The organism is Ruegeria sp. BHSC223, assembly GCF_059613025.1.
On the sequence record NZ_JBXWRR010000001.1, the window covers coordinates 327,601 to 352,507 of the forward strand.

22 protein-coding genes are annotated in these 24,907 nt (G+C 63.5%); 8 read left to right on the plus strand and 14 right to left on the minus strand.

All coding sequences use genetic code 11. The annotated features are described in order from the left end of the window. Window positions 1-12: 12 nt before the first annotated feature. From pstA to AC2FNY_RS01675, 7 genes are all read right to left on the minus strand, one after another. Window positions 13-1,365 carry a phosphate ABC transporter permease PstA gene (gene pstA, locus AC2FNY_RS01645; protein WP_496801436.1) on the minus strand — a complete coding sequence of 451 codons (1,353 nt, stop codon included), beginning with the start codon at window positions 1,363-1,365 and terminating at the stop codon, window positions 13-15. Next, entirely contained in the window at window positions 1,362-2,834 is a 1,473-nt protein-coding gene (gene pstC / locus AC2FNY_RS01650; RefSeq protein WP_496801437.1) for a phosphate ABC transporter permease subunit PstC, read from the minus strand. Before pstC ends, pstA begins: the two co-directional genes overlap by 4 nt. An 80-nt stretch (window positions 2,835-2,914) precedes the next feature. Beyond that, a complete protein-coding gene (locus tag AC2FNY_RS01655) occupies window positions 2,915-3,955 on the minus strand; it encodes a substrate-binding domain-containing protein (protein ID WP_496801438.1) in 1,041 nt (346 codons plus the stop codon). 211 nt (window positions 3,956-4,166) lie between these two features. After that, the gene (locus AC2FNY_RS01660) at window positions 4,167-5,213 is read right to left on the minus strand and encodes a sensor histidine kinase (protein WP_496801439.1); all 1,047 of its coding nucleotides are present in this window, start codon (window positions 5,211-5,213) and stop codon (window positions 4,167-4,169) included. A 14-nt stretch (window positions 5,214-5,227) separates the two neighbouring features. Further along, window positions 5,228-5,752 (minus strand): gamma carbonic anhydrase family protein, encoded by a 525-nt coding sequence (locus AC2FNY_RS01665; protein ID WP_496801440.1) that lies wholly within the window; start codon window positions 5,750-5,752, stop codon window positions 5,228-5,230. Continuing rightward, window positions 5,749-6,390, minus strand: coding sequence for a guanylate kinase (gmk, locus tag AC2FNY_RS01670; RefSeq protein WP_234136715.1), 642 nt, complete (start codon window positions 6,388-6,390; stop codon window positions 5,749-5,751). Before gmk ends, AC2FNY_RS01665 begins: the two co-directional genes overlap by 4 nt. A gap of 18 nt (window positions 6,391-6,408) precedes the next feature. After that, window positions 6,409-7,299, minus strand: a complete 891-nt coding sequence (locus tag AC2FNY_RS01675; RefSeq protein ID WP_234136714.1) for a YicC/YloC family endoribonuclease — start codon at window positions 7,297-7,299, stop codon at window positions 6,409-6,411. Window positions 7,300-7,546: 247 nt separating this feature from the next. Between AC2FNY_RS01675 and AC2FNY_RS01680 the strand changes: the two genes are divergently transcribed. Then, window positions 7,547-8,239 (plus strand): PAS domain-containing protein, encoded by a 693-nt coding sequence (locus tag AC2FNY_RS01680; RefSeq protein ID WP_496801441.1) that lies wholly within the window; start codon window positions 7,547-7,549, stop codon window positions 8,237-8,239. Between the two features lie 76 nt (window positions 8,240-8,315). Here AC2FNY_RS01680 and AC2FNY_RS01685 read toward each other — a convergent pair whose 3' ends face one another. Then, entirely contained in the window at window positions 8,316-9,686 is a 1,371-nt protein-coding gene (locus AC2FNY_RS01685) for a class II 3-deoxy-7-phosphoheptulonate synthase (RefSeq protein ID WP_234136712.1), read from the minus strand. A 171-nt stretch (window positions 9,687-9,857) separates the two neighbouring features. Here AC2FNY_RS01685 and AC2FNY_RS01690 point away from each other — a divergent pair, with 171 nt between their 5' ends. Beyond that, window positions 9,858-10,862, plus strand: coding sequence for a GlxA family transcriptional regulator (locus AC2FNY_RS01690; protein WP_234136711.1), 1,005 nt, complete (start codon window positions 9,858-9,860; stop codon window positions 10,860-10,862). A gap of 107 nt (window positions 10,863-10,969) precedes the next feature. Here the strand turns inward: AC2FNY_RS01690 and AC2FNY_RS01695 are convergent, their stop codons facing one another. Next, window positions 10,970-12,082, minus strand: a complete 1,113-nt coding sequence (locus AC2FNY_RS01695) for a PQQ-dependent sugar dehydrogenase (RefSeq protein WP_496801442.1) — start codon at window positions 12,080-12,082, stop codon at window positions 10,970-10,972. A 159-nt stretch (window positions 12,083-12,241) separates the two neighbouring features. On the opposite strand from AC2FNY_RS01695, the gene AC2FNY_RS01700 reads away from it, so the two are divergent. The 5 genes from AC2FNY_RS01700 (at window position 12,242) to AC2FNY_RS01720 (ending at window position 17,504) form a co-directional block, all read left to right on the plus strand. After that, complete coding sequence (locus tag AC2FNY_RS01700) at window positions 12,242-13,435, plus strand: ABC transporter substrate-binding protein (protein WP_234175742.1); 1,194 nt, start codon at window positions 12,242-12,244, stop codon at window positions 13,433-13,435. Window positions 13,436-13,573: 138 nt separating this feature from the next. Then, the gene (locus tag AC2FNY_RS01705) at window positions 13,574-14,362 is read left to right on the plus strand and encodes an ABC transporter ATP-binding protein (protein ID WP_496801443.1); all 789 of its coding nucleotides are present in this window, start codon (window positions 13,574-13,576) and stop codon (window positions 14,360-14,362) included. After that, on the plus strand, window positions 14,359-15,189 hold the full coding sequence (locus AC2FNY_RS01710) for an ABC transporter ATP-binding protein (RefSeq protein ID WP_234136707.1): 831 nt from the start codon (window positions 14,359-14,361) through the stop codon (window positions 15,187-15,189). Before AC2FNY_RS01705 ends, AC2FNY_RS01710 begins: the two co-directional genes overlap by 4 nt. Before the next feature lie 3 nt (window positions 15,190-15,192). Continuing rightward, on the plus strand, window positions 15,193-16,203 hold the full coding sequence (locus tag AC2FNY_RS01715) for a branched-chain amino acid ABC transporter permease (protein ID WP_234166595.1): 1,011 nt from the start codon (window positions 15,193-15,195) through the stop codon (window positions 16,201-16,203). Further along, a complete protein-coding gene (locus AC2FNY_RS01720; protein WP_234166596.1) occupies window positions 16,200-17,504 on the plus strand; it encodes a branched-chain amino acid ABC transporter permease in 1,305 nt (434 codons plus the stop codon). The genes AC2FNY_RS01715 and AC2FNY_RS01720 overlap by 4 nt, the downstream gene beginning before the upstream one ends. Window positions 17,505-17,629: 125 nt before the next feature. On the opposite strand, the gene AC2FNY_RS01725 is transcribed toward AC2FNY_RS01720, so the two are convergent. After that, window positions 17,630-19,183, minus strand: coding sequence for a helicase HerA-like domain-containing protein (locus tag AC2FNY_RS01725; RefSeq protein ID WP_496801444.1), 1,554 nt, complete (start codon window positions 19,181-19,183; stop codon window positions 17,630-17,632). Window positions 19,184-19,618: 435 nt separating this feature from the next. Here AC2FNY_RS01725 and AC2FNY_RS01730 point away from each other — a divergent pair, with 435 nt between their 5' ends. Then, the gene (locus AC2FNY_RS01730; RefSeq protein WP_496801445.1) at window positions 19,619-20,239 is read left to right on the plus strand and encodes an invasion associated locus B family protein; all 621 of its coding nucleotides are present in this window, start codon (window positions 19,619-19,621) and stop codon (window positions 20,237-20,239) included. 82 nt (window positions 20,240-20,321) lie between these two features. Here the strand turns inward: AC2FNY_RS01730 and AC2FNY_RS01735 are convergent, their stop codons facing one another. From AC2FNY_RS01735 to AC2FNY_RS01750, 4 genes are read right to left on the minus strand one after another with little or no spacing between them, the layout of a single operon-like run. After that, window positions 20,322-21,530, minus strand: coding sequence for a beta-ketoacyl-[acyl-carrier-protein] synthase family protein (locus tag AC2FNY_RS01735; RefSeq protein WP_234136702.1), 1,209 nt, complete (start codon window positions 21,528-21,530; stop codon window positions 20,322-20,324). An 8-nt stretch (window positions 21,531-21,538) separates the two neighbouring features. Then, window positions 21,539-21,796, minus strand: a complete 258-nt coding sequence (locus AC2FNY_RS01740) for an acyl carrier protein (protein ID WP_234144262.1) — start codon at window positions 21,794-21,796, stop codon at window positions 21,539-21,541. Window positions 21,797-21,827: 31 nt separating this feature from the next. Then, window positions 21,828-22,919, minus strand: coding sequence for a UDP-3-O-(3-hydroxymyristoyl)glucosamine N-acyltransferase (gene lpxD / locus AC2FNY_RS01745; protein WP_496801446.1), 1,092 nt, complete (start codon window positions 22,917-22,919; stop codon window positions 21,828-21,830). 34 nt (window positions 22,920-22,953) lie between these two features. Further along, window positions 22,954-24,567 (minus strand): L,D-transpeptidase family protein, encoded by a 1,614-nt coding sequence (locus tag AC2FNY_RS01750; RefSeq protein ID WP_496801447.1) that lies wholly within the window; start codon window positions 24,565-24,567, stop codon window positions 22,954-22,956. Window positions 24,568-24,907: the final 340 nt, after the last annotated feature.

Sequence of the window (24,907 nt, forward strand, 5' to 3'; positions counted from 1 at the left end):
GTCTGCCTCCTTCTACCAGCGGCGTTCAAAGCGGCGGCGCAGGATCACGGCCAGCGTATTCATGGTGACGAGGAACACCAAGAGGATGATGATGCCCCCCCAGGCGCGTTCGTAAAAGGCCGGGTCGGCCCGTTTGGCCCATTCATAGATCTGGGCGGGCATGGCCGAGTTCGGCGACAGCAAGCCCGCGGCGATCCCTTCGGGCGGGTTCGAGGCGATGAAGCCCACCATGCCGATCAGCAGGAGCGGCGCGGTTTCCCCCAGCGCCTGCGCCAGGCCGATGATGGTGCCGGTCAGGATGCCGGGCGCGGCCAGCGGCAGCACGTGGTGGAAAACCGCCTGCATCTTCGAGGCCCCGACCCCCAGCGCCGCATCGCGGATCGAGGGCGGCACCGATTTCAGCGAGGCGCGGGTCGAGATGATGATGGTGGGCAGGGTCATCAGCGTCAGCACCAGACCGCCCACCAGCGGCGCCGACATGGGCAGGTGCATGTAGTTGATGAAGACCGCCAGACCCAGGATACCGAACACGATCGAGGGCACCGCGGCCAGGTTCGAGATATTCACCTCGATCACGTCGGTCAGCCAGTTCTTGGGCGCAAATTCCTCAAGATAGATCGAGGCGGCCACACCGATGGGCAGCGCCAGCACCAGCACCACCAGCATCATGAACAGCGAGCCGACCATCGACACGCCCATGCCGGCGGCCTCGGGCCGCTGATCCGAGGCGTCCGAGCCTAGGATGAAATCGAGGTTGAAGGTCTTCCTGATCATGCCCGCCGCGATCAGCTGATCGACGAAATCCAGCTGCTCGGCGCTGATCGACTTGTCATTGGCGATGCTCTCGCGGGTGACGCGCCCCTTCAAGTAGCCATCAACCCGCGAATTGGCCAGAAAGCGAAAGCTGACGGTCTGGCCGATCCGGTCAGGATCGGCAATGACATAGTCGCGCAGCTGCGCAGCAGCGCTTTTGGACAGGATGGCGGCCTGATCCTTGGGCTTCAGCGCGGTTTCGATCCCGGCCTTTTGCGCGGCGGTTTCAAAGGCCGCGTTGATCAGCGGCGTATAGCCGAAGGTCGAGACCTTCTTGATCGCCTCGATATCGCGGGTGCCTTTCTTGTCGAGCTTGTTCTCCAGCAGCTCCACATCCAGCGTCACAAAGGTCTGGGTATAGGCGCCGGTGCCGCGCGAGACGATGGTAACGACCAGAACCACCAGCATCAGAAGGCCGATCAGGATGGCGCCGATGCCATAGGCGCGGAACCGGGCCTCGGCACGGTTGCGGCGGCGGGTGCGTGCGTCCAGCGTCAGCAGCGACCCGCCATGGCGGCGGCCGGGGGCGGCGTCGGGGGTAAGGTCGGTCATTCGTACTGCTCCCGGTATTTGCGCACGATATAAAGCGCCAGGACATTGAGCCCCAGCGTCAGGACAAACAGGGTCAGGCCCAGGGCAAAGGCCACCAGCGTCTCGGGGCTGGCGAAATCCGTGTCTCCGGTCAACTGACTGACGATGCGGGTGGTGATGGTGGTCATCGATTCCAGCGGGTTGAGCGAGAATTTGGCAATCGCCCCCGCCCCCATCACCACGATCATGGTCTCACCGATGGCACGCGAGGCGGCCAGCAGGATGGCGCCCACGATGCCCGGCAGCGCGGCAGGCAACACCACGCTGCGCACGGTCTCGGACCGGGTCGCGCCCAGCCCCAGCGAGCCGTCGCGCATGGATTGCGGCACCGCGTTGATGATATCGTCGCTCAGCGAACTGACAAAGGGGATCAGCATGATGCCCATCACCACACCGGCGGTCAGCACCGAGGTGGCACCGGCCATCCAGTCGACCCCCAGCGCGCCGCCCTTGCCAAAGATATCGGCCAGCATCGGCCCCACGGTGAGCAGCGCGAACAGGCCATAGACGATGGTCGGGATACCGGCGAGGATTTCAAGCAGCGGCTTGGCGAAGCTGCGGGTCGCCTTGCCGGCATATTCCGACAGATAGATCGCCGCGAACAGGCCGATCGGCACCGAAACCAGCAGCGCGATCAGAGAGATATATAGAGTGCCCCACAACAGCGGCAGGATCGACAACTCGCTGTCGCCGCGAAAGTTGGGCGCCCAGGTGCTGCCAAAGAAGAAGTCGCGCCAGTCGTGCAGTCCAAAGAAATTGGCGGTTTCGAACAGCATCGACAGCACGATGCCGATGGTGGTCAGGATGGCCAGCGAGGCGGCAAGGATCAGCAGCGCCAGAACCCCGCGTTCGACCACGTTGCGGGCGCGGTAATCGCGGTGGGTACGGGTATAGGACCAGGCCAGACCGGCCAGTGACAGGCCCGCAACCACGGCTGCCATTACCAGCGTGCCCGTATGGCTGAGCGCGCGATAACTGCGTGCCGCCGCCAGGACTTCGGGGCGCACATCCGAACCCAGCGCCACACCGACCTCGCCCAGCCGGGCGCGGATGTCGGAACTTCCGGCCTTCAGCGCACCGACCTCGGCCTCGCTCAGCGCGCCCTGCCCTACGGCGATATCCAGACCCTCGGCCACGCGGCGCACATCGGACATGACCAGATCGCGGGTCAAGTCGGCGGGAATGCTGTCCTCGGGGAGCAGCGAGGACACGCGGGTGTCGATCAGCATCGGCTGCGCCAGAAGCCAGACCGCCAGAACGCCAAGCGCCGGAACCAGCCCGCTGAGGGCCACGTTCAACCCGTAATAGACCGGCAGCGAATGCAGCTTGCGGGGGTCGCCACCGGCGGATTTCAACGCCCGTGCGCGACCGGCGAAAAATCCAAGGGTGGAAAGCAGGAGGAGGAACAGCACCAGCCAGAGGGTCGGCATTACCAAGCGTCCGTCATCTGAGGATCAAAAGCCGGGGCGAACATTGTCGCCCCGGCGGGTATCACGATCTGGGTCAACCCTTAGGAGTTGCCGCCCATGACCTTTTCGTCAGCCACGGCTTCCTGAGTCTCGACCAGTTCCGGGTCCGAGACCAGGCCATATTCGGCCAGCGGGCCATCGGGGCCTGCGATCTCGTCGGCGATGAAGAATTCGGCATATTCCTTGAGGCCGGGGATCACGCCGATATGCGCCTTCTTGACGTAGAAGTAGAGCGGGCGCGACACCGGGTATTCACCGGTTGCGATGCTCTCGGTCGAGGGGACGACGCCCGACATGGTCGCCACTTGCAGCTTGTCGGTGTTGTTCTCGTAGAAGGCCAGGCCAAAGACGCCGATGCCGTCCTTGTTCGATTCGATGCGGGCCAGCGTTTCGGTATAGTCGCCGTCGATATCAACCGACACACCGTCGGTGCGCAGCGCGATACAAGCTTTCTCGGCGGCTTTCTTGTCGTCGCCATTGGCGGCCTTGAAGGCTTCGAAGGCACCTGTTTCCTCGCAACCTGCCAGGATCACCTTTTCTTCGAACACTTCGCGGGTGCCGTGCTTGGTGCCCGGGATGAAGGCCTGGATCGGCTGCGCCGGGAAGGCGGCGTTCACGTCGGCCCAGGTGCTGTTGGGGTTGTCGACCAGCTGGCCGTCGACCAGGATCTTGTCGGACAGGGCCAGGAACCAGTCGGCCGGAGTGAATTCGAACCCGTTGCCGGCGATGTCGCTGGCAAACACGATGCCGTCATAGCCGATGCGGACCTCGATGATGTCGGTCACGCCGTTCTCGGCACAGGCGGCGATTTCCTTGTCCTTGATCTTGCGCGAGGCATTGGCCACGTCGATGGTGTTTTCGCCCACACCCTCGCAGAAGCGCTTGAGGCCAGCGGACGAGCCGCCCGATTCCACAACCGGAGTCGGGAAGTCGAAGTTTTCGCCAAAGGCTTCGGCGACGATCGAGGCGTAGGGCAGAACGGTCGAAGACCCGGCCACCTGGACCTGATCACGTGCAGCGGCAGCGGTGGCCGAAACAGCAGCAATTGCCAGGGCCGAAGCGGACAGTTTCACAAAGGACATTGCAGTCTCCTTGACAGCGGTAATCTAGCGATCATCCCCATGATGACCTTGGCCGACTTCTAGGGGTCGCGCATGAGGCTTTTGTGACGGCTATGTAACAGGGATATGACAAAGCCCGGATTTGTGACGGCAAGTTTGCATGACAGCCATGTAAAGGCCGCATGACAGCCGCGGGCTATCGGCGATGACCGTCCCGGCGCCTGGATTGGCGCTATTTCGGCAGAATCACGGTAAAGGTGGTACCGCTGCCAAGCGTGCTTTCCACCCGCATCCGGCCACGATGGCGGTTGACGATATGCTTGACGATGGCCAGCCCCAGCCCGGTGCCGCCCTTCTGCCGCGAGCGGTGGCTGTCGGCGCGATAGAAGCGCTCGGTCAGGCGCGGCAGGTGGACCGGATCGATACCTGCGCCTTTGTCCGACACCTGGATACGGGCGGCGGGGCCGCGCACCGCGGGATCACGCTCGGCCTCGCTGAGGGTAACGCGCACCTCGCCACCGCTGCCGCCATATTTGATCGCGTTCTCGATCAGGTTGGTCAGGACCTGGCGGATCTGGTCCTCGTCCCCGGTCACGTTGACCGGCGTTTCAGGGCCGGTGCTGTGCAGTTCGACCCCTGCCTCGGTTGCCAGCGGGCGCAGCGAATTGAGGGTCGAGGCGATCTGCGCCGTTAGATCCACCGCACCACGGGGGCGGATCCGCTCTTCGCTTTCGACCCGGTTGAGTGACAGCAGGTCACCCACCAGCCGGTTCATCCGGCCCGCCTCCTGCTCCATGATGCCCAGGAAACGGTCCTGGGCTGCGGGGTCGTTGCGCGCCGGGCCGCGCAGGGTTTCGATGAAGCCCATGATCGCGGTCAGCGGCGTGCGCAGCTCGTGACTGACATTGGCGACGAAATCGCGCCGCATCTGCCCTGCCTGCTCCATCGGGGTGACGTCGGTAAAGCTGACCAGCACCGCGCCGCCCGCCACCGCGCCGATCCCGTTCACATAGCGGCAGGTCACCTCGAACGTGGTGTCCTGTGCGCCGTCGTTGGCCAGATGGCGGCTGCGGCTGGCGCCCTTGTCGCGCAGGGAGCGCTCGATTGCCTCGATCACCTGCGGCTGGCGCAGGATGGTGGCATAGTGCCGCCCGACGATCTGCTGACCCAACAGCGTCTGCGCCTCGGTATTGGCGGCGATGATGCGTTCAGACTGATCGACCAGCAGGGCCGCCAGCGGCATCGCGGCCAGGAAATCATGGTTCAGTGCGTCGCTCATGGCAGCGGTCGGGATCAGTCGACCGCGACCATCGTGTCGCGGAACCGGCGCATATTGTCCTGATAGTGCTTGGCGCTCCAGGCGATGCGGGCCACAGCGGCCTCGTCCAGCTGGCGCACCACCTTGCCGGGCGCTCCCATCACCAGCGAGTTGTCGGGGATTTCCTTGTTCTCGGTGATCAGCGCCCCCGCCCCGATCAGGCAGTTGCGGCCGATCCTGGCGCCGTTCAGCACCGTCGCGCCCATGCCGATCAGCGAGTTTTCCCCGATGGTGCAGCCGTGCAGCATGACCTTGTGGCCGATGGTGCAATTCGCCCCGATGGTCAGGGGATAGCCCGCGTCGATATGCATGACGCAGTTCTCCTGCACATTGGTTCCCTGCCCGATCCGGATCTCTTCGTGATCGGCGCGGATGGTGCAGCCGAACCAGACCGAGGCGCCCTCTTCCAGCACCACCTTGCCGATCAGGTTGGCATCGGGGGCGACCCAGGTGTCGGGATGGATTTCGGGGCGGTGTTCGCCCAGGGCATAGATGGTCATGACAGGTCCTCGAATTCGCTTTGCAGCTTGCGCACATGTTCCTGCAGCGCCGGTTGCTGGATGCGGCGCATCCGCTCGGCGCTGACAATGGTTTTCAGCCGTTCCTCGGTGGCGTCCAGATCGTCGTTGATCAGGACATAATCGTAATAGCCCCAATGGCTGATCTCGTCCCAGCTTTTGAGCATCCGGCGCGAGATCACCTCGGCGCTGTCCTGGCCCCGGCTTTCCAGCCTGCGGCGCAACTCCTTGATCGACGGTGGCAGGATGAAGATCGACAGCGCATGCTTGCCCAGGTCCGAGTTGCGGATCTGGATCTCGCCCTGCCAGTCGACGTCGAACAGCACGTCCTGCCCGGCCTCGATCGTGTCGCGCACGGGGCCTGCGGGTGAGCCATAGAAATTGCCGAACACATGGGCATGTTCCAACATCTCGCCGCGCCGCACCTGTCCCTTGAACTGCTCTTCGCTGAGGAAATAGTATTCGCGGCCATGTTCCTCTCCCGGCCGCGGCGCGCGGGTGGTGGCCGAGACCGAGAATTTCAGACCGGGATCCCAGGCCATCAACCGGCGTGCGAGCGTGGATTTTCCCGCGCCCGAGGGGGAGGAGAGAATGATCAAGAGGCCACGGCGGTCTGTCATCTGTCTTGCTTCCTGTCTTTATTCCACATTCTGCACCTGCTCGCGCATCTGGTCGATCACCGCCTTCAGCTCCAACCCTACCCCGGTCAGATCAGCGTTTTGTGACTTTGAACAGAGTGTGTTCGCCTCTCGATTGAATTCCTGCATCAGGAAATCCAGCTTGCGGCCCACCGCGCCGCCTTTGGCCAGCAGGTCGCGGGCGGCCTTGATATGGGCGTGCAGGCGGTCCAGTTCCTCGGTCACGTCGGCCTTGACGGCGAGCAGGGCCAGTTCCTGCGCCACCCGGTCGGGATCGGCGCCGTCGCTGTTGCCCAGCACACGGGCCAGATTGGCGCGCAGGGTTTCGGCCACCAGCGGTTTGCGCGCCTCGGCCAGATCCGCCGCCTGCGCGGTCAGTTCCGCGACACGGGTCAGGTTGTTTTGCAGAATTTGGGCCAGCGCCTTGCCTTCGGTCTCGCGCATTTGCAGGAATGCGGCGATCAGCGGACCCAGTTCGGCCTTCAGCCGTTTCACCAGCGGGGCCGGATCGTCGCCGCCGCCACCGGCCTCCAGCACACCGCGCAGCGCCAGCAGATCGGCCGCGCGCGAGGGCGCCAGCGTCATGCCGCGCGCCATCGCCTGGTCCTCGACCTCCGACAGCGCCTCCAGTACCGCCGCCAGCGCTGCGGGGTTCAGAGACAGCGCCGCGCCCTCCTCGCCCCGGCTCAGCCGCAGGCTGAGCGTCACGCTGCCGCGCGTCAGCGCCTTGCCCAGATCGGCGCGGATCGCGGTCTCCAGACCTTCGAGCCATTCGGGCACACGCAGGCGCAGATCCAGCCCCTTGGCATTCACGCTGCGCAGCTCCCAGCTCCAGCTGAACGGCGCCAATTCGCCGCGCGCCGAGGCGAAACCGGTCATGGATCTGATCATCGCTGCCCTCTCTGGTGGGTCCGGTCCAGCCGGAAATGCCCCCGCACCTAATGCCAAGCCCGCCCCTTGAGCAAGACCCGGCCGGATTTTCGTCAAGTTTTACCCGGTTAACCATTCGTTAAGAAATAGGTCCAAGATTGGGGCAACCCGTGGCAGGTTAACGTTTAGGTAACCTGTCTTAAGCTCAGCCCTTGCCCTGCAGGACGCGAGCCAAGGCAGGAGAGCGACGAGCAACAGGGTAACGGTGATGAAGGCTTTTTTTGGTAGCAGATCCCGGCCGGGTACCGGGGACAGCGCGGGGAATGTGATCTCGATGGACCGGTTTCGCAGCGGACGTACCGTGTCGCCGCTTCGGCAGGCCGAAGCCTATTGGGCGGCCCTGCGCGACGGTGACGGGGTGCCGCGACGCTCGGACATCGACCCGCGCGGGCTGGAAAACATCCTGGAATACACGTTCATCCTGGAACGGATTGCACCCGGTATCGCCCGGTTCCGCCTGGCCGGCAGCCATCTGAGCGAGATTGCCGGGATGGAGGTGCGCGGCATGCCGCTGACCGCGTTTTTCACCGCCGGTGCCCGGTCCGAGATCGGCGCCACGCTGGAACATGTCTTCGACACGCCGGCCATCGCCGAAATGACGCTGAACGCGGAACGGCGGTTCACCGCTCCTCGGGTCGAGGCGCGGATGATCCTCTTGCCGCTGCAAAGCGATTTCGGCGATGTCAGCCGGGCCTTGGGTATCATGATCTCGGATGGGCCGCTGGGCACTGGCGGGCGCCGCTTCGAGATCGCCGGATCGACCCTGCGCGACCTTCCTGCGGCAGCGGACACGGCAAAGGAACAGGTCTCTGGGACTGCTGAAACTGTGGGGTTTGCCGAACCACGCACGGGATTTGCGGGCGGCAAGCCGCAGTTGCGCCTGGTTCTGCCCGAGGATTGAAGGAAAAACTCGGGGTCACAACGGAAATGGCCCGGGACGATGCCCCGGGCCACTTTGTCTAAAGTCTGATACTGCTTCAGCTCGCGGCGCGGCGGCGCTGATCGGCGCGCAGCCGGGTCAGTTCCTCGGCCACGAGAAAGGCCAGTTCCAGCGACTGGCTGGCGTTCAGGCGCGGATCGCAGGCGGTGTGATAACGGGCGCTCAGATCCTCGTCGGTTACGGCCCTAACACCTCCAGTGCATTCGGTTACGTCCTTCCCGGTCATTTCGAAATGTACGCCACCGGGCACGGTACCTTCTGTCTGATGCACAGCAAAGAAGTCACGTACCTCGCGCAGCACGGATTCGAATGGGCGAGTCTTGTAGCCCGAGGCTGATTTAATCGTGTTGCCATGCATCGGGTCGCAAACCCAGGTCACCTTGGCGCCTTCTTCACGCACCGCCTGAACGAGGCGCGGCAGGTGATCTGCGACCTTGCCCGCGCCAAAGCGCGCGATCAGGGTCAGCCGGCCCTCTTCGTTCTCGGGGTTCAGCTTGGCCATCAGCACCTTGAGATCCTCGGCGGTGGTGGTCGGCCCGCATTTCAAGCCGATCGGGTTCAGCACGCCGCGGCAGAATTCCACATGCGCGCCGTCCGGCTGCCGGGTCCGGTCGCCGATCCAGATCATGTGGCCCGAGCCCGCTAGCCAGTTGCCCGAAGTCGAATCGAGCCGCGTCAGCGCCTCTTCGTATTCCAGCAGCAGCCCCTCGTGGCTGGTGTAAAACTCGACCGTCGAGAACTGATGCGTGGTATCGGCGGTGATGCCCGCCGCGCCCATGAAGTCGATCGTGTCCTGGATGCGGTCGGCGATCTCGGAGTATTTCTGCACATCCTGTTCGTCGGTAAAGCCCAGCGTCCAGGAATGCACCCGGTTCATGTCGGCGAAACCGCCGGTCGAAAAGGCGCGCAACAGGTTCAGCGTCGCCGCCGCCTGGGTATAGGCCTGCAGCATCTTCTGCGGGTTGGGGATACGCGCCTCGGGGGTAAAGGCCAGCTCGTTGATGATATCACCGCGATAGCTGGGCAGTTCCACGCCATCGACCACCTCGGTCGGCGCGCTGCGCGGCTTGGCGAACTGACCCGCCATGCGTCCCACCTTGACCACCGGCACCTTGGCGCCGAAGGTCAGCACCATCGCCATTTGCAGCATCACCTTGAACGTGTCGCGGATGCCGTCAGCGCTGAATTGCTCGAAGCTCTCGGCGCAATCGCCGCCCTGCAGCAGAAAGGCCTCGCCGCGCCCGGCTGCGCCCAGATGCCGTTTCAGCCGCCGCGCCTCGCCGGCAAAGACCAAGGGCGGATACTGGGAAAGCTGCGCCTCGACACGGGCCAGTTCGGCCTGATCGGTATAATCGGGCATCTGGACCCGCGGTTTCGCGCGCCAGGTCGATTTTTGCCACTCGCTCATCGCTCTCATCTCCGCAAGGATATTCACAGGGGGCCTCTATACAAAATGACCCGGGCAGAGACCATATCAGATTTGCGCCTCTTGACGTCGCAAACAAGCTCTGAGCAATGTGAATGACAACCCAGCGCAGACGCCCCCGACGTAGCGTCACATAAGCCAAGGAACGCGCGCATGAAAGAGCAACGCCAAGTTGTCAGAGTGGATACCGGCCAGAAGAAGCCGCAGAGGTTTGTCTTTGTCCTGCTCGACCAGTTCACGATGTTGTGTTTCGCCTGCGCTGTCGAGGCGTTGCGCATCGCCAACCGGATGGCGGGACAGCAGCTGTATGAATGGTCCGTCGTGGGCGAAGGCGGTGCCTCGGCCACCTGTTCCAACGGCACGGTGTTCAAGCTCGACGGCGATCTGGACGAACTGCGGCGCGAGGATGTGGTGCTGGTCTGCGGCGGCATCGATGTGCAGAAAGCCACCACGAAAAAGGTGGTCAGCTGGCTCCGGCGCGAGGCGCGGCGCGGTCCGGTGATCGGCGGGCTCTGCACCGCCGGCTACACCCTGGCCAAGGCCGGTCTGCTGGACGGCAAGCGCGCCACCATCCACTGGGAAAACCAGGACAGTTTCATCGAGGAATTCGAAGAGGTCACGCTGACCAAGTCGGTCTTTGTCATCGACGGGCCGCGCATAACCACGGCGGGTGGCACCGCCTCGATCGACCTGATGCTGAAACTCATCGCCAATGCCCATGGTGAGGAACTGGCCAATGCGGTGGCCGATCAGCTGATCTATTCCTCGATCCGTACCGACCAGGACACCCAGCGCCTGTCCACCCCCACCCGCATCGGCGTGCGCCACCCAAAGTTGAGCCAGGTCATCCAGATGATGGAGCGCAATATCGAAGAGCCGATCTCGCCCGCGCTGCTGGCCAAGGATGTGGGCATGTCCACCCGCCAGTTGGAACGGCTGTTCCGCCGCTATCTCAGCCGCAGCCCCAAGCGCTATTACATGGAACTCAGGCTGCAAAAGGCGCGCAACCTGCTGATGCAGACGGATATGAGCGTGATAAACGTGGCACTGGCCTGCGGCTTTGCCTCGCCCAGCCATTTCTCGAAATGCTACCGCGCGCATTACAACACCACGCCCTATCGCGAACGCGGCGCGCAAAGCGCGCGGCTGTCGGTCTAGCATCACGCGCGGCTTGTGTCGCCGCTGCCAGCCAGAGGTTTGTGTTTTCGACACCAGGGCGCGTTCGCGCCAAATGAAAGACACTCGAAAGAAGCGGCGAGCAGGGACTAACCCCCCGGCGCCACGCGATAAACCGCGCCCCGGCCTTCGGAGATGAACCAGATCGTGCCGTCGGGCGCCTCGACGATGTCGCGGACGCGCTCGGTCTCGGGGCCCTCGATCCGCTCGGCTTCGCGCAGCGGGCTGCCGGTCAGCCTGACAATATGGTCGAATTTCAGCGACCCGACAAAGATGTCACCGGCCCAATCCGGCCAGAGCGCGCCGGAATAGACCAGCAGGCCAGACGGGGCGATTGACGGATCCCAATGGAATTGCGGCTGTTCCATCCCCGCCTTGTGGGTGCCTTCACCGATCTTGGCCCCTGAATAGTGGCGGCCATAAGAGATCACCGGCCAGCCGTAATTGGCACCGGGCCGGATCTGGTTCACCTCGTCACCGCCGCGCGCGCCATGTTCCGAGGTCCAGAGCCGCCCTTGTGCATCCAGACCCGCGCCTTGCGGATTTCGGTGCCCCAGTGACCAGATCTCGGGCCGGATACCGCTTTGTCCCACAAAGGGATTGTCGGAGGGAATGCTGCCGTCGGGATTGATGCGGATGACCGATCCTTGCGGGTTGGTCGGATCCTGTGCGCTGGCGTCGTCGCCGCGATCGCCCAGGGTGACGAACAGCGTACCATCCGGCGCCTCGACGACCCGGCTGCCGAAATGGCGGCCGCCCTGCCCGCCCGGTGGAACCTGATAGATCTGGCGAAGGCCGGTCAGGCGACGGTTGTCCTCGGACAGCCGCGCGACCGCCACCGCCGTTCCGGCACCGCCCCCAGACTGCGGCTGCGCAAAGGTGAGGTAAAGCCGCCGGTTGCGGGTGAAATCGCGGGCGAGGGTGATATCAAGCAAACCGCCCTGCCCCGCGACCCGCACCCGAGGCACGCCGGCAACCTCGTTCTTGTGGCCCTGTGCGACATGCACCAACACACCGTCCCGCTCGGTGACAAGAAATCCGCCGTCAGGCAGCGGTGCCACCGCCCAGGGCGACCTCAGCCCTTCTACCATGGCTTCGATCCTGAGCGGCCCCGCCCGCGAGGACAGTTCGGCCCTGGCCTGCCCCGAGGCGAGCAGGCTCGCGATCGTCAGAATCACGCTGCCAAGTTGTACGATTGTCATGCCGTTTCCTCCCGTCCGCCCAGTCTCAATTCAAGACCAGGGCAAGCAAAACATCCATGATTTCCGGCACCAAACCACTTTTTCGTTAGGACTTTTCTTTTGGCGACAGCTTGCCTAGGGTTTCGTCAGAACGATTACGTTCCAACAAGGGAGTAACACATGAAAAAGCTTCTCACGGCCACTGCGGCCTCTGCCCTGATGGCGAGCGCGGCCTTTGCCGGTGGTCATGCCAAAGAGGTGAAGATCGGCGTGATTCTGGGCTTTACCGGCCCGATCGAATCGCTGACCCCCTCGATGGCCGATGGCGCCGAACTGGCGATGAAGGAAGTCACCGATTCGGGCCTGCTGCTGGATGGGGCCACCGTGACCTCGGTCCGCGCCGACTCGACCTGCGTCGATGCCGCCGCCGCCACCGCTGCCGCCGAACGTCTGGTGACCTCGGACAAGGTCGACGGCATCATGGGCGCCGACTGTTCGGGCGTGACCGGTGCGATCCTGTCCAACGTTGCCGTGCCGAACGGCGTCGTGATGATTTCGCCCTCGGCCACCTCGCCCGCGCTGTCGACCGCCGAGGATAACGGCCTGTTCTTCCGCACCGCGCCCTCGGATGCCCGCCAGGGTGTCGTGATGACCGAAGTGCTGATGGAAGAAGGCATCAAGGAAGTCGCGCTGACCTATACCAACAACGACTATGGCAAGGGTCTGGCCGACAGCTTCCAGGCCGCATTCGAGGCGGCAGGTGGCACCGTGACCATCTCGGCCGCGCATGAGGACGGCAAGGCCGACTATTCGGCCGAAGTGGGCGCACTGGCGGCTGCTGGCGGCGACCGTCTGGTGGTTGCCGGTTACGTTGATCAGGGCGGTTCGGGCATCGTGCGCTCGGCCATCGACTCGGGCGCGTTCGACACCTTCCACTTCCCCGACGGCATGATCGGCGCCAAGCTCGAAGAGAATTTCGGCGACGAGATCGAAGGATCGAGCGGCCAGCACCCCGGCACCGACAGCCCGGGCGTGGCCAAGTTCTCGGAAATGGTGGGCGGCGCGTTCGATTCCACCTCGCCCTTTACCCCGGAGTCCTATGACGCGGCGGCCCTGATCATGCTGGCCATGCAGGCGGCCAACTCCAAGGACTCGGGCGACTACAAGGGCAAGATCATGGATGTGGCCAACGCACCGGGCGAGAAGATCTATCCCGGCGAACTGGCCAAGGCGCTTCAGATCATCAAGGACGGCGGCGAGGTCGACTATGTCGGCGCCACCGCAGTCGAGCTGATCGGACCCGGCGAAAGCGCCGGCAACTACCGCCAGATCACCATCGAAGGCGGCAAGATCACCACGGCCAAGTACCGTTGATCGCCCCGCGATGAGATGAGACTGAACAGCCCGGGCCTTGTGTCCGGGCTGTTTCAATGACAAAAGGCCGCACCTCTTTTCGGGGGATGAGGCAACAACCAACAAGGCCGCAGAAAACAAGCGGTCCCGGGGGAACACATGATCGTCGTCGAAGACGTGCACAAGCACTTCGGCGGATTCCATGCCGTCGATGGTGCGACGCTGGAAATCGCCAAGGGCTCTGTCACCGGTCTGATCGGACCGAACGGAGCCGGTAAGACCACCCTGTTCAACGTGATCGCCGGCGTCCTGCCGCCAACCAGCGGCAAGGTCACCATGGATGGCGAGGATATCACCGGCCTGCCGCCGCACGAGCTGTTCCACAAGGGCCTGCTCAGGACCTTTCAGATCGCGCATGAATTCAGCTCGATGACCTGCCGCGAGAACCTGATGATGGTACCGGGCGGCCAGTCGGGCGAGACGCTGTGGAACACCTGGTTCGGGCGCAAGCGGATTGCCGATCAGGAACGCGCCCTGCGTGCCAAGGCCGACGAGGTGCTGGAGTTCCTGACCATCGAACATCTGGCCGACCACAAGGCGGGCCAGGTCTCGGGCGGGCAGAAAAAGCTGCTGGAACTGGGCCGCACCATGATGGTGGATGCCAAGATCGTGTTCCTGGACGAGGTCGGCGCCGGGGTGAACCGGACCCTGTTGATGACCATCGCCGACACCATCCTGCGGCTGAACAAGGAACGCGGTTATACCTTTGTCGTGATCGAGCATGACATGGATTTCATCGGCAAGATCTGTGATCCCGTCATCTGCATGGCCGAGGGCAAGGTTCTGGCTCAAGGCACGCTTGACGAGATCAAGGCCAATGAACAGGTGATCGAGGCCTATCTGGGCACCGGCCTGAAGAACAAGGCACAGCTGGAGGCGGACGCATGAGCGACAATCCCTATCAGGACGGTCGCGGCAACAAGGATGCCTCGATCACCAACACCAAGGGCATGGGCACCATGACCCCCGCCCATCGCAAGAGCGGCCCCACGACCAAGGTCGATGGCGGTCCCTTTCTGATCGGCGACACCATGACCGGCGGTTACGGCAAGGGGCCCGATATCCTGCATGAATGCACCATCGCGGTGAACCCGGGTGAGATCGCCGTGATCGTCGGCCCCAACGGCGCCGGCAAGTCGACCGCGATGAAGGCGGTGTTCGGCATGCTCGACGTCCGTTCCGGCTCGGTCCGGCTGGATGGCGAGGACATCACCAAGCTCACGCCGCAGGACCGGGTGGTCAAGGGCATGGGTTTCGTGCCCCAGACCAACAACATCTTCACCTCGATGACGGTCGAAGAGAACCTGGAAATGGGCGCCTTCATCCGCCGCGACGATATCCGCGAGACCATGGAACAGGTCTATGACCTGTTCCCGATCCTGCGCGAGAAACGCTATCAGGCCGCCGGAGAGCTGTCAGGCGGCCAGCGCCAGCAGGTCGCCGTGGGCCGGGCGCTGATGACCAAGCCCAAGGTGCTGATGCTGGACGAACCCACCGCAGGCGTCAGCCCCATTGTGATGGACGAGCTTTTCGACCGCATCATCGAGGTCAGCCGCACCGGCCTGCCGATCCTGATGGTCGAGCAGAACGCCAAGCAGGCGCTGGCCATCGCCGACAAGGGATATGTGCTGGTTCAGGGCCGCAACGCCTTTACCGGCACCGGCAAGGAACTGCTCGAAGATCCCGAAGTCCGCAAATCCTTCCTGGGGGGCTGAGACATGGAAATCCTCAACGCCCTTGTGGCGCTTTCTAACTTTGTCCTGATCCCCGCGATCGCCTATGGCAGCCAGCTGGCGCTGGGTGCGCTGGGCGTCACGCTGATCTATGGCATCCTGCGGTTCTCGAACTTTGCCCATGGCGACACCATGGCGTTCGGCGCCATGATCACCGTGCTGGTGACCTGGTGGATGCAATCGCATGGCATTCACCTTGGTCCGCTGCCCACCGCGCTTCTGGCGCTGCCCTTCGGCATCCTGGGCTGCATGGCGCTGGTTCTGGTCACCGACCGCGCGGTCTATCGCTTTTACCGCGAGCAAAAGGCGAAACCGGTGATCCTGGTCATCGTCTCGATGGGCGTCATGTTCATCATGAACGGGCTGGTGCGTTTCATCATCGGCCCCAATGACCAGAACTTTGCCGATGGCACCCGCTTCCTGATCTCGGCCCGTGATTTCAAGAAGATGACCGGGCTGGACGAAGGGCTGGCGATCAAGACCACCCAGGCGCTGACCGTGGTTGTGGCGGTGATCTGCGTGGCGCTTCTGTTCTGGTTCCTGAACCGGACCCGCACAGGAAAATCCATGCGCGCCTATTCCGATAACGAGGATCTGGCGCTGCTCTCTGGCATCAACCCAGAGCGCGTGGTCATGTACACCTGGCTCATCGTGGCGGCGCTGGCCACCACGGCGGGTGTGCTCTACGGCCTGGACAAAAGCTTCAAGCCCTTTGTCTATTTCCAGCTTCTGCTGCCCATCTTTGCCTCGGCCATCGTGGGCGGTCTGGGCAGCCCGCTGGGCGCCATCGCGGGCGGCTTCGTCATCGCCTTTTCCGAGGTGACGGTGACCTATGCGTGGAAAAAGGTGCTGGGCTATCTGGCGCCCGAGGGCATGTCACCCGACGGGTTGCTGCAGCTTCTGAGCACCGATTACAAATTCGCGGTCAGCTTCGTCATCCTGCTGATCGTGCTGCTGTTCAAGCCTACGGGCCTCTTCAAGGGGAAAGCGGTATGACCGAGACAGTGAAGAACACCGCCCTGTTTCTGGGCGTCGCCGTGCTGGTCGTGATCACCGGTTTCATGCAGAGCTGGAACTCGGCCATCCTGATCGTCAACATGGGGCTGATCTCGGCCATCATGGCGATCGGGGTGAACCTGCAATGGGGCTTTGCCGGGCTTTTCAACGTGGGGGTTATGGGCTTTGTCGCGCTGGGTGGCCTGGCCGTGGTGCTGGTGGCCGAGCCGCTTTCGCCCGAGGCGTGGAGCGCGGGCGGCTTCGGCATCGTGCTGGCGCTGCTTCTTGGTGCTGCCACCGTGGTGGCCGCCGTTCTGGTATCACGACACATGCCCAAGGGACGCGGGCGTAATCTGGCGATGCTGGCGGTGCTGGTGCTGGGCTTTGTCCTCTATCGCGCGGTGTTTGACCCCAACGTGATGGCGGTCGAGGCAATCAACCCGGCCGCGGCGGGCAATATCGGTGGCCTCGGTCTGCCCGTGTTGCTGGCCTGGCCCGCAGGTGGTCTCTTGGCCGCAGGCGCGGCCTGGCTGATCGGCAAGACGGCGCTGGGTCTGCGCTCGGACTATCTGGCCATCGCCACGCTGGGCATTGCCGAGATCATAATCGCGGTGATGAAGAACGAGGACTGGCTGGCGCGCGGGGTCAAGAACGTGATCGGCCTGCCCCGCCCGGTGCCTTACGAGATCGACCTGCAAAACGATGCCGGATTCGTCGAAAGCGCCGCGTCGCTGGGCATCGACCCGGTCACCGCCTCTACCCTCTATGTGAAACTGGGCTACTCTGTCCTGTTCATGGTGGTGCTGCTGGTTCTTCTCTGGATGGCGCAGATGGCGCTCAAAAGCCCCTGGGGCCGGATGATGCGGGCCATTCGCGACAACGAGGTCGCGGCCGAGGCGATGGGCAAGGACGTCACCCGCAGACACCTGCAAATCTTCGTTCTGGGATCGGCGGTCTGCGGCATCGCCGGTGCGATGATGACCACGCTTGACGGGCAGCTGACACCGGGCACTTATCAGCCGCTGCGGTTTACCTTCCTGATCTGGGTGATGGTGATCGTGGGCGGCTCGGGCAACAATTTCGGCGCCGTGCTGGGCGCGATGCTGATCTGGTTCCTCTGGGTTCAGGTCGAGCCTCTGGGCCTTTTCCTGATGCAGGTGATCACCAGCGGCATGGCCGAGGGCAGCGCATTGAAATCGCACCTGATCGACAGCGCCGCCCATATGCGGCTCCTGACCATGGGGATCATCCTGCTCCTGGTGCTCAGGTTCAGCCCACGCGGCCTGATCCCGGAGAAGTAACATCCAGAAAGGCCGCGCCCCACCCGGACGCGGCCTTTCTTCTCTGGCGCGACGCGCCCCTTCCTCTTGCTCCAAATATCCCCGCCGGAGGCATGGGCTTCAGCCCATATCCCGCGTCAAGACACTCACCGCCCCTTGAACAGGCTGCCCAGGATGCCACGCACGATGCGGCGGCCGGTGGTGCCTTTCAGTTCCTTGATCACCGCCTCGCCCATGGCGCTGGTCAGCGTGTCCTCGCTGCGCCGCCGGCTGCTGGTCTGGCGCGCGGTCGAGCGGCCCACCCGGCTGCCGGAATAGCGGCGGGCCGAGTTGTATTCGCGCTCCCAGGGGCTGGCCTCCTCGGCGCGCTCCTCGGCCTGTTCGGCCTCTTTCGCGGCCTCCTCGGCCCGTTTCGCCAGGATCTCGAAGGCCGATTTGCGATCCAGCGGCGTGTCGTATTTTCCCGCCATCTCCGATGTGGTCAGAATCGCCTTGCGCTCGGCCGGGGTGATCGGGCCCAGTTGCGACGAGGGCGGGCGGATCAGGGTGCGTTCCACCACCCCTGGCACGCCCTTCTTCATCAGCATCGAGGTCACTGCCTCGCCCACGCCCACCTCGCGGATCGCCTCTTCGGTGTCGAATGCGGGGTTCTCGCGATAGGTCTCGGCGGCCAGCCGCAGGTTCTTGCGGTCGCGCGCGGTAAAGGCGCGCAGCGCGTGCTGGATGCGGTTGCCCAACTGGCCCAGCACATCCTCGGGTACATCCGCCGGGTTCTGGGTGATGAAATAGACCCCCACCCCCTTGGAGCGGATCAGGCGCGCCACCTGTTCCACCTTGTCCACCAGCGCCTTGGGCGCGCCGTCAAAGAGCAGATGTGCCTCGTCAAAGAAGAACACCAGTTTCGGCTTCTCGGGGTCGCCCACCTCGGGCAGTTCCTCGAACAGTTCACTGAGCAGCCAGAGCAGGAAGGTCGAGTAGAGCCGCGGCGAGGCCATCAGCGTATCGGCGGCCAGGATGTTGACCATGCCGCGCCCCTGATCGTCGACCCGCATCATGTCGGCCAGATCCAGCGCCGGTTCCCCGAACAGGCGCGCGCCGCCCTGGTTCTCGATCACCAAAAGGCGACGCTGGATCGCCCCCACCGAGGCGGTCGAGATATTGCCATAGCGCAGCGACAGCGACTTGCCATTCTCGCCGATCCAGACCAGCAGCGCCTGAAGATCCTTGAGGTCAAGCAGCGGCAGCCCCTCCTCGTCCGACAGCCGGAAGGCGATGTTCAGAATGCCTTCCTGCGCCTCGGTCAGCTCCAGCAGTTGCGACAGCAACAGCGGCCCCATCTCGGCCACGGTGGTGCGCACCGGATGCCCCTGTTCGCCGAACAGGTCCCAAAAGGTCACCGGACAGGCGCGATAGGCATAGTCGGTCAGACCGATCTTTTCGGCGCGCGAGGTAAAGGCTGCATGCAGCTTGTGATTGGCCGACCCCGGTTTGGCCATGCCCGACAGGTCACCTTTGACATCGGCCAGAAACACCGGCACGCCGGCCTCGGCAAAGCCCTGCGCCAGGATTTGCAGCGTCACCGTCTTGCCGGTGCCGGTGGCGCCCGCGATCAGCCCGTGCCGGTTGGCATATTTCAGGTCCAGCCCCTGCGCCACGCCATAGTCCGGGCCGCCGCCGCCCAGGAAAATCTTTCCATCCATTTGGTTTATGCCTCGAAATTCATCGTCTCACCGCAACCATACAAAGTTAACCTTTGCCTGCGATAGTCTTTATTGCCCCTCAGACAACTGGTGCTGCGGGGGCACTTCCTCCCTGTCAGACTGGCCGTGCCTTCGGGCACGGCATTTTTCGACCCGACGGTCAAAAATCGTGCATCTCCAATCAATTGCCCCCGAGAGTCGAAAAAACCTGCGATAGCTGTTGACCCGTTGGCGCGCCTCTCGTAACGTCTGCTCACAATACTAAGTCGGCCAGTCCGACGGGGAGACAGATAAGAGGGAATCCGGTTCACGGGTTCCCTTTTTTGTTCGGCTCCGCTGTCATCAAATCGCCGCTGATGCGCTGCTTTGTCCCTGACAGCGCCGAACACTCGTGATAGACGGGGCGCGAGCAGCTCATCTTTTGACGAGGCATTCATGACCAAGACCCTGATTAACCTGTCCGCCGCCGCCCTGCTGGTCCTGACCGGCGCAGCGACGGCACAGGACACGACCACCCCGGCCGAAACGGCCCCGGCACAGGAAGAGCAGAAGACGGCCGACCAGCTTCTTGATCTGGGCACGCCGGCAGATGGTTCGCCACAGCTGGGACAGCGTTACTCCAAAGAGAAGATCGGCGATTGGGACATGGCCTGCATCAAGACAGAGGGTGAAACCGACCCCTGTTCGATGCTCCAGATCCTGACCGACGCCCAGGGCAACCCGATGGCCGAGTTTTCGATGTTCCGGCTCGAAGAGGGCGGTGTCGCGGTTGCCGGGGCAACCGTGATCGTTCCACTGGAAACCCTGTTGCCAGCCCAGTTGACGATCTCGATCGATGGGGCACCCGGCAAGCGGTACAACTACTCGTTCTGCAACCCGATCGGCTGCATCGCGCAAATCGGTCTGACCCAGGCCGATATCGACGCGATGAAGAAGGGGGCCAAGGCAACGGTATCGCTGGTTCCCGCCCCGGCCCCGGATCAGACCGTGTCGCTGGAATTGTCGCTGACGGGCTTCACCTCCAGCTATGACAAGGTGGACGTGGTCAGCAACTGACCCTGTTTACCGGAGTGCAGAAAGGCCGCCGGTTCGGGGGAACCTGGCGGCCTTTTCATATCCGTCTGATCCAGGGCGCGGGTCAGACCTTGCGCAGCGCCAGCACCGCGTTCAGCCCGCCAAAGGCAAATGCGTTGCTCAGCACCACATCGACCTTGGCCTCGCGCGCCTCGTTCGGGACCACGTCCAGCGCGCATTCGGGGTCGGGTTCCTCATAGCCGATGGTGGGGGCGATCACCCCGTCGCGCAGCGCCATGATACAGGCCAGCAGTTCCACCGCGCCAGTGCCGCCGATCAGGTGGCCATGCATCGACTTGGTAGACGAAATCATCAGGCTGTCGGCATGACGCCCGAACACATCGGCCACCGCGGCGCATTCGGTCTTGTCATTGGCCGCCGTGCCGGTGCCATGGGCGTTGATATACCCCACGTCACCCGGATTGATCCGCGCATCGGCCAGCGCACCCGCCATCGCCCGCGCCGCCCCCTGTTTCGATGGCATCACGATATCGGAGGCATCCGAGGACATGGCAAATCCCGCAACCTCGCACAGGATCTCGGCACCACGGGCCTTGGCGTGCTCCATCTCTTCGAACACGAAGATACCCGCGCCCTCGCCCTGGACCATGCCGTTGCGGTTGGCGCTGAACGGGCGGCAGGCATCCTTGGACATCACCCGCAGCCCTTCCCAGGCCTTGACCCCGCCGAAACACAGCATCGATTCCGATCCGCCGGTGACCATCACCGGCGCCATGCCGCTGCGCACCATGGAAAAGGCCTGCGCCATTGCATGATTCGACGAGGCGCAGGCGGTCGAGACGGTAAAGGACGGGCCCTTGAGGTTATGCTCCATCGACACATGGCTGGCGGCCGCGTTGTTCATCAGCTTGGGCACGACAAAGGGATGGACCCTGTTCTTGCCCTCTTCATAGACCGAGCGGTAATTCTCGTCCCAGGTGCTGACGCCGCCGCCCGCAGTGCCCAGCACCACGCCCGATTTCGCCGCCAGTTCACCGTGAAAGTTCAGCCCCGACTGGTCGATTGCCTCTTTGGCCGCGGTCAGGGTGAACTGGGTGAACCGGTCATAGAGCGACATTTGCTGGCGGTTGAACCGGCCCTCGGCCTCGAACCCGCGCACCTGGCCGCCGATGCGGATGGCCAGCCGCTCGACATCGCGAAACTCCAGCTCGCCGATGCCGCAATGGCCCTCGCGCATGGCGTGCAGCGTCTCGGGCACCGAATGCCCCAGCGCGTTGATGGTGCCGGCTCCGGTGATGACGACCCGTTTCATGGGCGCTGTCAGACCTTTTCCGCCACCAGTTTCTCGATCCCCGCGATGATCGCGGCCACGTTCGAGATATCGAAATCGCTCTGGCTGGGTTCATTGGCGTTGAAGGGGATCGAGATGTCGAATTCCTCTTCGATGGCAAAGATGCTTTCCACCAGACCCAGGCTGTCGATGCCCAGATCCTCAAGCGTGCTTTCGGGGCTGACGTCGGAGGGCTCCAGCACGGCCTGCTCGGCGATGATGGCGATGACGCGGTCGCTGATGCTCATGTCGATCCTCTGGGTTCTGTCTGGCGCTGATTTACTCGCTCGGTCCCGGTTTGGAAACCGCCTTTTTCAGTGCCGCGATGTCGCGCAACAGGCGCGGCAGGCGGCGCTGCGCCTTGTAGATCTCGGTGTGCTGGTCCATTTTCACTGCGGGATATCCCATGATCACCCGGCCCGCCGGTACGTTCGACAGGATCTTGGTGCCACCCCCCGCGATCACCCCGTCGCCAATAAAGATATTGTCGACCACGCCGGTCTGGCCGCCCAACACCACGTTGTTGCCGATCTCGACCGAACCGGACACGCCGGTCTGCCCACAGAGCAGACAGTCGCGCCCGACACGCGTATTGTGGCCGACATGCACTAGGTTATCGAGCTTGCTGCCATCGCCGATACTGGTATTGCGGATGGTGCCGTTGTCGACGGTGCAATTGGCGCCGACCTCGACATCGTCGCCGATCTCGACCGCGCCCAGCGAATGGATGCGGGTCCAGGCCTGCGCCTTGGCCTCGCCCTGATCGCCCATTGTCTTGCGGGCATTTTCGGCGCCTGACACCTCGGGGGTGACAAACGAGAACCCGTCGCCGCCGATCCGTGCGCCGGGTTGCGCAATGAAACGGGCGCCAATGGTGGTACGGGCACCAATGCTGACCATCTCGCGCAGGAAAGCGCCCTCGCCCAGCACAGCATCCATGCCGATCACGCAATGCGGCCCGATGACCGAGCCCTCGCCGATCCGGGCCCGTGCGCCCACAACGGTCAGCGGCCCGATGCTGACATCGGCGCCGATCTCGGCGCTGGGGTCGATCACCGCCGAGGGATGGATGCCCGCCGCGACGCCCTGACCGGGGTCGAGCATGGCGGTCACGCCCGCCATGGCCAGACGCGGTCGGGTGGCAAAGATCGCGGCCTCAAGCCCCATCGCCTGCCATGCGGCGCCGGGCCACAGGATCGCGGCGCGCGCCCCCCCCTGTGCCAGCGCCTCGGCATATTTCGGTGACATCGCCAGCGCCAGCTGGTCGCGCCCGGCATCGCCCGGTTCCGCCGCGCCGGTGACGGTCAGGTCGAGATTGCCTGCGGCCTCGGCCCCGAGGGCCTTGGCGATCTGCGAAATGGTATAGGTCATCTGGGGCCTGCTTCTTGTGGTTGGCCCCGTGGATTTAACCCTGAACCGCGCTCAGAACCACCCCTGCCCGACTGAGCGCGTCCCAAATCTTTGCGTCACGCCCATAAACGTCGCGCCGATAGCCGGGCTGCCCCCGGTCATCCACCACCGCCGTGCGATAGATGATATGTACCGGCACATGGCGTTCCAGATCGACCTTGGTTTCACGACCGGTGTTCAGCACGTTGTGAAAAAAGGCTTTCGGATCGGTTTCTTGCAGAGCGAGCAGCGTGTAAGCGAATTCAAAGGGTTGCGCCAGCCGGATGCAGCCATGCGAATAGGCGCGGACCTCGCGGGCGAACAGGTGTTTCTGCGGCGTGTCGTGCAGGTAGATGTTGTATTTGTTCGGGAACATGAATTTCACCAGCCCCAGCGCATTGCTCTTGCCCGGCGGCTGGCGCATGGCAAAGGGAAAGCTGCGGCTGGAGAACTGGCTGAAATCCACTGCACCGCGATTGACCTGGCGGCCACGGCTGTCCGTGATTTCCAGATGCCGGACCGCATTGGGGTTTGCGCGCAGCTTGGGCAGATATTCCTTGGTGATGATCGAGCGCGGCACGTACCAGCTCGGGTTGATCACCATATGCTCCATCTCATCCGAGAATTCGGGGCTGCGCCGGTCGCTGACATTCTTGCCGATGACCGAACGGGTCTCAAAGGTGACGCGGCCATGATCCACGATCTTGGCGGTGAAATCGGTCTGGTTGACCAGGATATGCCGCTCGCCGCGATCACGCGGCAGCCAGCGTTCGCGCTCCAGCCCGACGATCACCGATTTCAACCGGTCGGCCACGGATTTGTTGATCTCGTCCAGGGTGCCGTCGCCGGCAACCCCGTCGGGCTCCAGCCCATGGGCCAGCTGAAACGCCTGAACCGCCTTTTGCAGCGTGCCGTCATAGCTCGCCACCGCGCTGCGATCCATGTATCCCATGGCGATAAGGCGGTTGCGCAGCGCCACGACCCGCGGGCCGCTGTTGCCCGGTTCCAGCTTGCCGCCCGAAACGGTCGGCCCCCAGCCACCGGTGGCCAGCGCATGTTCGAGGTCGAGCTTGAGTTTCAGAAGCGCCCGGTATTGCGGGGTATCCGGGGCCAGTGCGCGCATATAGGGGGCAGGCTCGGCGGCCTGAAGCTCCTTCAAATAGGCCTCGGCGCCTCGGCGCTCAACAACCCGCACCATACCTTCGTCGATCTGGGAGGGGGTCAGCAGCCCGGTTTGCAGATCGCGGGCGAACCGGGCGAATTCACGGCTCAATGCGACCTCGACCATGCCAATGTCGCGGGTGGTACGGGCGGCGGCCATCTGCGCCTTCAGCCCGTCGATGTCATAGCGCCCGGAGGGCAGGCCATGCACATCTGCCATGCTCAGCGCCTCGATCAGGGCGACGCGGCGGGCGGTGAATACTGCCCCTTCGCCGGTCCAGAGCGGCTGGTACCCGTTCTTTCGGTAATAGGCGGCAACCCCCTCATCGCCGTAGCTTGCCTCGGCAACCGCTTGTTTATAAGCGGTAACTTGCGCATCCGCCACACCCGGAGCCCCCAAAGCCGTCACACCGGCAAGCAGCAAAGCTGTCAGGGTGAGACGAATGGCAGGGCGTTTGCGATGCGGCATGATGAGATCCTGAGCAAAATACACTTAACAACGTTCAAAGACGTTAATCTGGACAAATCTTCAAGAAAAACAGGGGGAAATGTCCATTCACAATCGCTTCAATGGGTGACAATTCAGCTTGGCTGATGCGCGGATGCATCGCCCAGTCGCGGATGGCGCGCATGTCCTGCCTGTCTAAAGCAGTGTTCTCATCACCTGTTTGGGCGAAAAACTGCCGAAATTTCCCCCTTGGCTGTCACATTTTGAAAGAAAACTTGGCGAACGAATCCCCCTGTGCCATACAAATGCGCAACCGGGGGATGGTTATTAACAATGTACACGTAACATCGTGTGCAGGCAG